The sequence below is a fragment of the Mucilaginibacter sp. Mucisp86 genome (assembly GCF_047324315.1).
Taxonomy (GTDB): Bacteria; Bacteroidota; Bacteroidia; order Sphingobacteriales; family Sphingobacteriaceae; genus Mucilaginibacter.
The window spans coordinates 3465762-3478018 of record NZ_CP168503.1 but is presented as its reverse complement, the minus strand read 5'-3'; the positions used below and the strand labels follow the sequence as shown (position 1 = coordinate 3478018).

At 43.0% G+C, this 12257-nt stretch carries 8 protein-coding genes; 3 read left to right on the top strand and 5 right to left on the bottom strand.

Annotated elements, in window-relative coordinates:
- Positions 1–6 precede the first annotated feature (6 nt).
- Together ACEN9X_RS14785 and ACEN9X_RS14780 are read right to left on the bottom strand one after the other, a co-directional pair.
- Complete coding sequence (locus ACEN9X_RS14785; RefSeq protein ID WP_413671081.1) at positions 7–3276, bottom strand: SusC/RagA family TonB-linked outer membrane protein; 3270 nt, start codon at positions 3274–3276, stop codon at positions 7–9.
- Between the two features lie 171 nt (positions 3277–3447).
- A complete protein-coding gene (locus ACEN9X_RS14780; RefSeq protein ID WP_413671080.1) occupies positions 3448–3708 on the bottom strand; it encodes a hypothetical protein in 261 nt (86 codons plus the stop codon).
- A 334-nt stretch (positions 3709–4042) separates the two neighbouring features.
- On the opposite strand from ACEN9X_RS14780, the gene ACEN9X_RS14775 reads away from it, so the two are divergent.
- From ACEN9X_RS14775 to ACEN9X_RS14765, 3 genes are all read left to right on the top strand, one after another.
- Complete coding sequence (locus ACEN9X_RS14775) at positions 4043–4276, top strand: helix-turn-helix domain-containing protein (protein WP_243482910.1); 234 nt, start codon at positions 4043–4045, stop codon at positions 4274–4276.
- A gap of 660 nt (positions 4277–4936) precedes the next feature.
- Positions 4937–6958 carry an AAA family ATPase gene (locus ACEN9X_RS14770; protein WP_413671079.1) on the top strand — a complete coding sequence of 674 codons (2022 nt, stop codon included), beginning with the start codon at positions 4937–4939 and terminating at the stop codon, positions 6956–6958.
- Positions 6958–7458, top strand: a complete 501-nt coding sequence (locus ACEN9X_RS14765; RefSeq protein WP_413671078.1) for a hypothetical protein — start codon at positions 6958–6960, stop codon at positions 7456–7458. Before ACEN9X_RS14770 ends, ACEN9X_RS14765 begins: the two co-directional genes overlap by 1 nt.
- A gap of 9 nt (positions 7459–7467) precedes the next feature.
- On the opposite strand, the gene ACEN9X_RS14760 is transcribed toward ACEN9X_RS14765, so the two are convergent.
- From ACEN9X_RS14760 to ACEN9X_RS14750, 3 genes are read right to left on the bottom strand one after another with little or no spacing between them, the layout of a single operon-like run.
- A complete protein-coding gene (locus tag ACEN9X_RS14760; protein ID WP_413671077.1) occupies positions 7468–8385 on the bottom strand; it encodes a restriction endonuclease in 918 nt (305 codons plus the stop codon).
- 12 nt (positions 8386–8397) lie between these two features.
- A complete protein-coding gene (locus ACEN9X_RS14755) occupies positions 8398–11019 on the bottom strand; it encodes a S8 family peptidase (protein ID WP_413671076.1) in 2622 nt (873 codons plus the stop codon).
- Positions 11012–11998, bottom strand: a complete 987-nt coding sequence (locus ACEN9X_RS14750; protein ID WP_413671075.1) for an AAA family ATPase — start codon at positions 11996–11998, stop codon at positions 11012–11014. Before ACEN9X_RS14750 ends, ACEN9X_RS14755 begins: the two co-directional genes overlap by 8 nt.
- Positions 11999–12257: the final 259 nt, after the last annotated feature.

The window sequence follows — 12257 nt, the reverse complement described above, 5'->3', positions numbered from 1 at the left end:
TGTCGTTTATTTTAAGTTGGTTTTAAGGCCGACGGCGAAAGTCCTCGGCAATGGCAGCGCGGTGGTGCCGCCGCCCGGGGTCGTGAATACATCAGGATCGAGGTGGTCAGGATTAGCCCGCCACAGGATCGCCACGTTGTTGACATAAGCGTAAACATTCATGTGGGAGAACGGGCTTTTAGGACCGAACACCTTGGTCAGGTCATAACTGATATTGATGTCCTGCAAACGGATATGGTCGCCTTTATCGACCAGCCCATCCGAAAAGGTGTAAAACAGGTCGCGGTTGGGGTTCACAGGCGTTTTCGGCATGGAAGGGATCAAGGTCCTGGCCTCATCGCTCGGCTGTTGCCAACGCCCGGTATAATCCTGGTTGCCCAGCCAGTTGCTGTACAGCGAACCGTATTGTACGGAGGAACGGCGTATAAAATAACCCAGCTTATAGATCAGGTTGAAAGACAGCGAAAATTCATGATAACTGAAGGTATTACGAAGGGAACCGAAACTTGTCGGCCGGGAAGGTCCGTTATAATGTAAATCTTTCACCGTCGTACCGGCAATGACCGCGGCATAATCCGTACTCAGTGCCCCGTTCAAGTAGCCCTGCGGGTCACCGGTCTCATGGGTCAGCGGGCCGGAGCGAAAGCTGTAGATGCCGAACAGGGGTTGTCCCACCAGCGGCGTGATCGTACCGGAATTACCGGCCCCCTGCTGCAGGAAGGCCAGGGTCCGCAACTGCGCGTTGTATTGGGTCACCTTATCAATGGCATAGCTGTACTGGAAATTGGTTTGCCAGCTGAATGTTCCTGTTTGGATGTTCCGGCTGTTGATCGTGACATCCGCACCATGCCCCTTCGTTTCGGCGGTATTACCGAAAAAGGTCAAAAACCCGGTAGACGGCGCGACCGAGGCGTTACCGAACAGGTTGATGCCTTTTTTAAAATAAAACTCCACGGTACCTGTAATGGCCTGGTTCTTCAGCCCGAAGTCCAGCCCCAGGTTGATCATCCGGTCCTTTTCCCAGCGGAGGTCCGGGTTGCCGGGATTGGCGATCACCGCGTAGGGCAAGCCGGAGAAATAGGAGTTGCTTTGCTGCCGGATCGTCGTTACCGCGGCCGCTGATTTATTGATATTGCCGTTATAGCCGAACGTACCGCGCAGCCGCAGTTGCTCCAGCCAGTCCACGTGGTAAAACTTTTCTTCGGCGATGTTCCAGGTGAAACCGGCGGAATACAGGGGGACCGCCTTCTGGTTCGTATTGACCCCGAACAGGTTGGAGCGGTCAATCCTGCCGCTGGCGGAAACGGTATACCGGCCCAGGAAACTGTAGGCGGCATTGCCGAAATAGGAAATGAAATTATCAGTCCGCTTACCGAAGAACTGCCCGTTCGGAATTTGCGCCGACCCAAGCTGCCGCGGGTTCAGGCCGTAATAATCCGCGTAATTGACCGAGCCGCTGAAGGCACCGGTTGCCGGGTTATAGCCGTAAGCGGGAGTTTCCGAAGTGCTCTCCGTATTTTCTCCACTCCATTCCGTTCCGGCGATGGCGTTGAGTTGTCCGCCTTTGCCGACCCTCCCGCTATAATTCAGCTGGCCACGGATGCGGTGCGAAGCCAGTGCGGAACTGCCATCCATACGGATACCGCCCAACGGCACGGGGAAGCTTAAACTACCGTCAGCGGAAGTCTGCGCATACTGGTTGATCAGGTTCCGGGCATAATAGCTGTCCTGGCTGTAGATGGTCCGGTCGGTAGACTCGGCACGTTCATACTGGTATTTGATATCTGCCGTGAAATGTTGGAGAAATCTATAATTCAGCCCGAAGTTCAGGCGGGTATCGATACTGCCGGAATGGTGATTACTGCTATGCAGTTCGTCCAGCGGCCGGTAGTTCCAATCCAGGAAACCTGTGTTACCGGGGTTATCGACAAAGGCCTGCGAGAAATCCTTGACCGTGGATAAAGGGTTGCCTGCATCATCGGCGAGCCGGGCATAAGGGTAGATCATGCTCTTGCCACGGATACTGCTCAAATCGCTGAGCGTGCTGTTCAGCGCCGCCGTGTTCTTGATGTAGTTGATCCCGGCGGACAGTTTGAGGTTTTTGAAGGGGGAGAAATTATAATTGCTGTTGATCGTAAGGCGGTCGTTCGTATTGCCCCGCAAAGCGGCGTTGTTCTGGTCATACCCTGCCGAGAAATAGTAATCACTGTTCTGTCCCCCGCCCCGGAAATTCAGGTTGTATTGCTGGGTAAAGGACCGGCGCAGCAGGTATTCGCTTTCGTCCCGCCGGATGTCATAGCCTTTCATCGCAGCGATCTGTTGATCGGCATTGGCTTGGCTGATAGCCCCGGAACGGGCTTGGCTCAACAGGGCGACCACAGGCGATACGACCTGGTAGCGGGTTTTTAATGCCCCGTCGTAATAGCCCGCTTTAAACAGGTTTTGTTCGAGGCCGATAAATTCCCCCGCGTTCAGGTAATTGGGATCATAGGACAGGTTGGGTTTGTCGCCCGAGGTGACATTGGCATTGAACTCGATAGCGGTGGGCTGTCCGCTCCTCCCCTTTTTCGTGGTGATCACGATCACCCCGTTGCCGGAACGGACGCCCCAGATCGAAGCGGCGGCAGCGTCTTTCAGGATGGTAATGGATGCGACATCATTGGGGTTGATGTTGTTCAGGTCGCCGTCGTAGGGGAAATTGTCGATGACCACCAGCGGCTGGTCATTGGAGAACAGCGTACTGTGTCCCCGGATCGACAGGTCGGCGGTATTGCCGGCTGCCGTGCTCGTGTTCCGGTTGAACAACAGGCCCGGGACCACGCCTTCCAGCCTGCTCAGCACGTCAGGACCCGTGCGCCGGTTGATGACCGCGCTGTCCAGGTGGACAAAAGAACCCGTGGCCCTTTCCCGGGCGATGTTCTGGTAACCCGTGGATACGATCACTTCCTGGATCTCCAGTTTAGCAGGCTGCATCCGGATGTCGGGTAATGCGGGTTTGGCTGGATCGGCGGTGATCGTGAGCCGCTGGTAGCCGGTAAAGCTGATGATTAGTGCGGTCCTGACGGTCAGGCGCAGGCTGAACCTGCCCTCCTGGTCGGTGTAAGTGATTTGTTGATCTGGCCCGTAGCGGACCGTGGCACCGGGCAGGGGTTTTCCCCTTTCGTCGGTCACCCTGCCCATTACCGTCGTAGGTTTCCGGGGGCTGATTTCCTGGGCGGGCAGCTTAAAAAAAAGGCAAAGCGTGGCCAGCACAGCGAAAAATATCGTTTTTTTCATGTGTTAATTTTGGAGTACGTTTAAAAATCAGGTAGGACGCCGTTGCGGCATCAGGGAAAAACAGGCAATAACGGCGGCCCTTATTTAACTATTAACTGACGGGGCCGCCGCTACCGTCTTATCATTCCGGTGGGCAAATGACAAGTAACCATTGATTTTGAAGGATCAGGGTCATTTGTCTCCTCCTTTCTGAATTTCCTTTTGGTACGCATACAGGGCCAGGACCAGGTCGGGTAACCTGTCCATGAAATCACCCAGTTCCTCGGCGGTTAGGGTATGCAGGTCTCCTGCGGCTTCGGACAGGCCGAAATCCTGCCATTTACTAAGCTGTGCCTTTAAGGCCGGGGAATCGACCATGGCAAAGATCCGCTTCATCGCTTCTTCGGCGGTGAGCAGTGTCATGCGGTTAATGGTCTTGAGTTTAGCGTTCATCCCTGTATTTTTTGAAGAAGGGACCGGCCTGATAGCAAAGAAGGCGTGGAACCCGACTTATTGCAACTTGGTACGTAGGAGAACCGACGACAATAAGGGAGCCCACGCCAGGAGCGTGAGCATTCCACTTATCTTCCCGCCGTCATGAAATTTCCTACGTTTCAGTTACGAGATTCAAAGCGAATGCTTCTAATATTTTGAAGTATCGCAAATTTATGATTTAAGCGTCAATTAGCGCTTTATTTCATTTATTAATTCAAATATATAACTAAAAATCCAAAATAGGGCATACATCACCTAATATTTAATTTAGTTTACGCACACCTTGCGAGAGGTGAAAAATAAGCACTATAGGAACCAAGATTTAATTGATAAGGTCCGCGCAAATATTCTTGAGATTAGAAAATCGAAAAAAATCACTCAAGAAGATTTGGTGGAACGAACTGGATTTGATATTAAACAAATTGGTCGTATTGAAAGGGGAATCTCTAATCCCAGTATTAGTTCAATCGAAGCTATAGCCACAGCCTTAGGAGTTCCTGTAAAAGATCTGTTTGATTTTAAATAAGTTTTGGGCGTTGCCTTCGGCCCAGGCTTTCCGTTACAAGTCCTCGCTGCGCTGCGGGCTTTCCACTGCAATCTTTAACGCAAAATTCGATCTATCGTGTATAAAGTTGCGAATGTCATTATAACAAAAATCAACTGAGCGATAAAACAGGCTAATAACGATTTCAGCTAAATAGCTATTTGCGTCTATGAAATTTGAAATGAAAGCATAATTCTAGACGCGGACGCCCGACAAGTTGTTTTGAAATGATCGAAAGCCAGCTTCATAATGTTCCTATATGTTAGAATGGATAATGTTCAGTTATCTTTTATTGAATTAACATTAATACATTTATGTCAAGTAATCAGTGATATGTCGCAAGTCTTGGGATGTAAAGCAACCGATAGCCGCTATCTTTATTTTAGATGTTCAAGTCCGTCGATGATGAACAAAACGACATCTCACTTCCAGCCTTTGCTTACTTCAGGTCTTAAATTCACTTTTTAAGAGAAAAATGCGTTTTAAAGATGCCTTTTAAAATCGTGAATATGTCGATATGGATTTTTGTACCTAAAACAATTAAATAATGACGCAAACGCTTAAATTAAGACTATTTAAGTAATTTTTGTAAATTAGGACTCCAATAACTTTCGTTCTCAAACAACCAAATAACCGAATTACATGAAATTAATTAAAGCCAGGATACAAAATTACAGAAGTATAAAGGACACCGGCGAATTTGAAATCGAAAGTTTAAAAACTATTTTGGTCGGCCCAAATGAGGCGGGAAAAACCGTTGTACTAAAAGCTCTTCAACAGTTAAATAAACCTGAAGATATAGATGGTTTTGATGAAATTAGAGATTATCCGAGATCTTTATACAATGATATAACAACCAAGCAAGTGACAGCTGACAAGGTTGAGGTTGTAAAAGGTTGGTTTACACTGGACGAAAACGACAAAAAGTTAGTGCCTATAGAGTATCAGAACTGCACTTACGTCAAGTACCTGCATCTCGATAATTCGTTTAATCATTATTTGAATAATGCCCCGGAATGGTTTCTCTATCCTTCTTTTAAAAATGATTTAGCAAGACTTGCGGCTCATTTAGATGCACAAAATATGATTGCTGTGCCAACTTCATCCCCAACAAAAATAACGGACTCGATGAAGCTTATGACCGACAAATACGGAAGTAATCATGCGCCATCCAAACGCGGCACTCCAGATCTGTTCAAATGGTTTGAAAGCGTATACACTAGTGTCGATGAAAATAACAAAACTGAAGAAGATCGTTACGCAAGGATCTTGGCTCAAATGGAATCTAATGAAACCAAATATGATGTATTAGATATTTTAAGGGCCAATTTGCCTGTATTAGTACTATTTAATAATTACTTCAAAGTCAAACCTTTGATTCATCTCGAACATCTTGCAGATCGTGTAGAGCGTAAATTATTGGATGACGATAAACATTACGACTATGGAAATTTGTGCCTTTTGAAAATGCTTGGGTTCTCTCCAAGAGAATTGTCAGACATTGGGAAAACCCCTGATCCGGATAAGAACGACTTCGATGGGCTAAAAGCGTATAGAGACATTCTTGATAAAAGATCTTACCAATTAGATGCTGCGAGCATAAAATTAACAAAAGAAATTAGAAACATTTGGAATCCTAATCCAAATCGTGCTGAAGCGGATAAATTAAGCATAAATGCAGATGGTCAATACTTAAAAGTTGTCGTTGAGGACGATATCGGAGTTAAAATCGAATTGGATCAACGGTCAGAAGGTTTCCAATGGCTGGTATCATTCTATGTAGTGTTCTTTGCAGAAGCAATGGATAAGCATAAAAATGCGATTTTATTACTTGATGAACCAGGGATGAGTTTGCATGGGTTAAAACAACGTGATTTTCGCCAAACCATTTCTAAACTTGCCGAAAAGAACCAAACCATTTATTCAACGCATTCCCCTTTCCTAGTAGGCCCTGATGAATTAGATCTTGTAAGGGTGGTGGAACTAAAAAACAGGGATGAAGGTACAAAAGTGCATACCACAATTTCTTCGAGTGATCCGGCAGGCTTGCTTCCGCTGCAGGAAGCATTGGGTTATGATTTAGCCCAAAGTTTATTTACTCAACAGAAGAACCTAATTTTAGAAGGGTTGACCGACTATTGGTATCTTGATGCAACCGCTGCGTTGCTAAGGGCAAGCAATATGGAAAAGCTGGATGAAAAAATTGCGTTAGTGTTTGCAAATTCAGCAGGAAAAGTAGTTTACTACGCTACGATTTTGCACTCTCACAAATTGAAGATTGCAGCGTTGTTAGATTCTGACGCGGCGGGCGATCAGGCCGCACAGCAAGAAAATTTGGTGCATACTTTGGGAAATAGTAATATCCTCAGAACAAAAGATTATTGTACTGGGATAGCTAAACCGGAGATAGAAGACCTCTTACGTGAAACCCTTATAGAAATAGTAAAAGCAGAATACGGTAAAGACGTAAAGAAAATTGCTGATGCAAGTCCAAGCAGGCCGATAGTTGATATTTTCGCCAAAGAAATCAAGGATTTTTCTAAATACAAATTGGCAAAAGCATATATAAGATGGACGAAAACGAATGATGCCACTAAATTGACGGCGGATGAAACTGAACAATGGAAAAAATTAATACAAGCCATAAATAAAGCGTTAAAATAGTGAAAGATATTTTAACACCTTCACTAATTGCTTCTTTGACATCGCTTGTAATTTCTGTAATTACGCTTTATCAATTTTTTAGAACCCAGAGATTTCAACAGCAACAATTTAATAAAACGCTAGATAGGAATTTGACAACTAAGTTATTGGATTTAAGGTTAGAACACTATCCTAAAGCGTTTGAAATCACAGATAAGATTTTTAAAGAAAAAGGGGGCAGTTTTGATCATGCTAAAATCAAAAAAGCTGTAGAAGAGTTGATTGAGTGGAAAAAAGGCGTTATAAACCTTGTCATTTCAAGTGAAGCGTTAACGAGTTTTTATGTACTTCGAGATGCTGGTATGAAAAGCCCTGCTAACAATGGCACATATTCCAGTGAGCAGGTTGAAAAGATTTCAGCGGGAACAAAAGATTTTAGAAAACAGTTAAGAAGAGATTTAGGTATTTTATTCAGGGAAGAAAAATCAAGGAGAGGCATTGATGCACATCTAGTTGGTTAACTATGATTATTATTGTTGTCGAAATCCTACTCCAATTCGTACCTCTAATATCTTGTTTTCTTTTATTAAGCAGACCTGAACTCTTTCCTTGTCGAGCAATTGATAGTGGATGTTAGAAAATGAAAAATCATCGCCCTGTGGTTCCATCCATTGTTGGCCAAGCCCATTGATCATTCCGAATTTTGCTGTTTCAAACTCTTTCATAACGGGATATTCCCAATTTTGAGCGAGTTTAAGATACGGTATTAAAAAGTCAAAGGGCACAATTCCATCCCATACTATAGGTTCTAAACCCTGATCCGAACAGTACTGCTGTATAGCTTCTTCGGAATGCACGTAAGCATGCCACATAAAGCCCAATTCCTGATAGTCTAATTGACCAAAATCCAAATTTTTGTGAAGATCATACAGCGCTTTTGGCGTGGGTAAAATATCATGTGATACCCACTGCATCAGTAAACTCCTTACTAATCTCACATGGTCATCAGCAAAATACTTAATAATTATATCTGGAAAAAGTAATAGCTGCTGCTTAAGAAACTTCCCTTCAATAATATGAATTGTAAAAAATTCTGTCTGTCTTGCTTTTTCTAGCCATTCACGGGTTTGTGTAGTAACATAAGAAGATACTATGAGCAAAAAATGATCTGCTTTTTCAACTCGCGTCCAGTTTATTTTTTCCACGACCTGATCCAATGCCAGGCCGTTACTATGACGTTTACATTCAACAAACCATTTTTCTTGATATGGACTAACTATTGAGTCAGTTATATAACGTTTAGCTTCGATATCCCTGCCATTATCAGAACCACCCTGTCGCCAGGCCATTGAATGAAATTGAAATTTTACTAATAAATCGTAGCACAATTCCTCGAATTGTTTCCAATCAAGCCGCTCAAAGTTTATGTCATCTTCATGAAAAATCATCGATAAACATTATTATATTCTTTCTCTGATACGTTCCTGTAACCGAAGTCTTACTTCATCATAGATCATTGTATGTACATTTTCCCTGACTTCAAGTGTGACTGTTAAAGCATATTTAATTGATTCCCTTACAGAAAGCCCGGAAGCATCTTCCCGGCAACTGACCTTAATATTGATCGTATCACCGTCCTGAAAAACGTCTGCATATTCGCCTGTAAGAACGTCGTGCTGCACTGTACCTTTTCTACCCATTCTAAAATCATGGCTACTCCTTTCTATCGCTAAATGACCGTTGCCTTCCAAATTATCAAAAAACAGATGCGCTTTCCGATATCGTGCAGTTTTAAAATTTAATGGACTTAGCCATGCTAGAGAGATCGCTAATCTTTTGTCAATAGCTACCGATGCCAAAGATGGCGGCAATGGGAATGAATACGTATGAGCATCTTGTCCATCACGCGTAGTTAAATCGCCAAAACCAATTAATGTTACTCTGTGATCAGTGCAGTAAAGTATTTTTTCACTGTCAACCGTGCCATAACCTAAATATGGATAGATATTTCTTTTCACGTTCTGTGCTGCCACCCCAGGTAATCTACTTATGATGCTGGTAAGTATTTGTTGAGCCTCACCCCAACCAGAACCATGCACCAATAAAGCTTTTAAAATTACTGTAAAATATCTTTCGGGTATTTTTTGCTCGATTGGTAACTCTGCATTTAGCCCAAGCAGCATTTCATAGAGTTTTGCCCCTAGATTTGAGGCTAAAGCCGCGGAATTACTAGTGCCACATAAATAGCCGATTTTTTGCAAATCACCTTGTGCGCCGGGCATTGCGGCGAGATTTCCTGGCGGATGAATTATTGATTCGCCGCTTTCAATTCTTAAATGAGTTTTATTCGGATCAGTTTGCTGAAGAGATTTTCTAAATAATTTTCTACCGCCTGCCATCAATATTTCCGGTTTTATAGAATTATTGTATCCGAAACCGATTCTACTAACTGGGCTTAATAACGACGGACTTGTTATCAGATTTTTTCTTTGCGGAAAATTAAATGGCCCGTGACTATCATGCTGTGCGGAACCGACAGTTATTGAGTTAATTGATTCCGCGGGGGTCAGAATTTTCCTGTTAATGTTATCTTCAATTATTTTTCTGAGTGTGGCTAATTGAATATCTGGTAAAGTAGCTTGGTCAAAATCCGCCTCCGGAATGTCCAAATGAATATCCTCTACTATATTACCTGCGCTTATAATAAAGAGAACATTGTATTTATAAGATAACCAATCAATGAGTTTCGCCCAGGTGCTGATGTTATGATGGAATGGTCGAAAAGGGTCGCCAATAGAAAAATTGATCAGTTTTATATTGGGCGCTGTTGGCGCACCTCCGTTTTCGCCTTCAAAGATACGTTTGACAGCCCGGTGAATAAGATCAATCGGGAGTTTATCGTCAGGTAAAAATTCGCCCCCTCCCTGATTATTTGTGGTGGGTTTCAAAATCGGCCTAACATATATCGGCCGGCTTAAAGGTGTTGATTGTTCGCTTAGGTCACCATTGATAATCAACGATGCCATTGCTGTTCCATGGACCCGATATTGAGCTAAATAGTTATTGGCAAAATCATCAGGATCGTCAACGTTTAATTTACCATTTAATAAAACATGGTTTTCGAGAGGTAACCCATCTAATAATGCAACTACTGGGCTAATCCCGGGCTGGACTTGATGTACTTCTTCAGTGTAATCCAAAAGTTGAGGTTCATCAGAAACATTAAATACAGTTTGTCCAACAGGCCTGAAAAACAAAATTTGCTGAGACTTTAAAAAGGTAATGTTAGTATTTTCAGTAAGATCATCAAAACTTTCTATAGGTGCTTCGGCAATGAAGGCATGATAGCCTATTTCAGGGATAATAATACGGGAACCTAGTATCACGCTCCCATTATGCTGCGCAAGTAAGGCTCCGACTTCATTAAAGGCATCCGAGTTTCTTACCGTATCATCTTTGTAGGCCAATTCTACTTCAAACTTCACAGGATTAATATTAAGTTGCCGCATCTCCTCCACATAATTTTCCAAACCGGTATCATAAATACGGTCTGCAATACTGTATGGCCGCAAGTCCTTTAGTTTATCAAATAAGGTTTTAAACTTGCCGGTGTTACGTCTGAAATTTTGATTATCAGGATCTTTCTTGTATTCATCCCAATAAGAACGAAATTCTCGTAAAGCACTTTGATTGGTCATTGTGAGAAATAACCTCGCGCCAAATCGTTTGTTTGAAGGCTCGCCTCTGCGATTTACTGTAAAAAAATTCTCATCAGGTTCAATTTCGGATTGCAATTCGCTTAAAAATTCCATTCCAGGCGTGGCAGCCACCGCCCGAAAAAAATCATCTAAGTTTCCGGCTATCTCTAATACTAAGATCATTTCTGCAATCAGGTTGGCTGGATTAGCTCCTAAATACGCCGTTTGGTTTTCAAGCACACGATCTAATTCGGTAATTCGATTTTCGAGGTTTTGGATTTGCGTTTCTTTTCCAGGGTATTTGATATTGCCTGTAAAAGGGGGTAAAGTATCCCGCGAACCCGCAGAAGTGCGCGGGAAAATAAGGAGAGGTTTTTTAGCCATTTCGAAGTTGGTACTTATTGGATATCTGGTTTAGGGACTCGTCAACTATTTTTTTCACGTCAACTTCTGGAAGCGACAATATATATTTCCGTTGAATATCCAATACAAATTCCTCTATCTCAGAGAAACTTAAACCCTCCAATTTTCCCGATATAGTCCTATGGGAGTGCTCTAAGCTATATTTTACGCGAGATTCAAACTTTTTAAGCCAGTTTTCAATCATTAACCGATCTGGTTTTTCAAGTTCCATACGGATTTGAAAACGGCGCCAAACCGCTCTATCCAATAGTTCAGGATGATTAGTTGCAGCAACAACTACCACATAGCTCGGTAAACGGTCTATTTGCAATAGCAACGAACTTACCACACGCTTGATCTCTCCCGTTTCATGGGTGTCTCCTCTTTCTTTACCAATAGCGTCAAATTCATCAAAAAACAGGACACATTCCTGTGTTCTGATAAAATCAAACATGGCTTTTAGTCTTGACGCAGTTTCCCCCAGGTAACTTCCAATTATACCATCATACCTGATTACATAAAACGGTACCATAAGAGATTGTGCAATACCTTCGGCTAATGAAGTTTTGCCATTACCAGGAGCGCCGGCCAACAAAACACGGTTTCTTGGTTCTAAATTATAGGATCGTAGTAGGTCGCCTCTATGGTGTTCTTGAACCATTTCGTCGATAATCCCTCGATTTTCTCGCTTTAAGACAATATCATCAAGAGATTTGCTCGGATAAATCCTAAAAAGAAAGCTTTCCAGCTTTTCATCAAGTAATGTTTTGGGAACGACCTTAGAACTTTGATCTTTTGAAAATTGCTGATTTTTGAGAATATCCGTTAACTGGTCTGCGACGATGTGGTGTTGCTTGTTGCGTTCTTCGGCAATTAGAGATTCCACAACTTTCGTAAAGAGGCTTTTATCTCCAACACTTCCGGCTTTAACCAGTTTTAATAATAAGTCAGCTCTTGCCATGAAAGTTTGATTGAGTGTTAGGCTTTAGCCAATGTCGTAAATAATCTGCAAATGTTAAAATTTTAATCAGTTAAACTAACATTATTTTAATGGCTTTAAAAGTAAAATGTTATCAACAAACTGACACAAAGCGAATAATAGCATTTATTACAGAGTCGACATCATTAAATAATTTATAACGTTAACTCTATTGGAAACAGTACGCACATACAAAAGGACTCGATACGCATTTGACGCATGGGAATCAATGCTTTCGGTA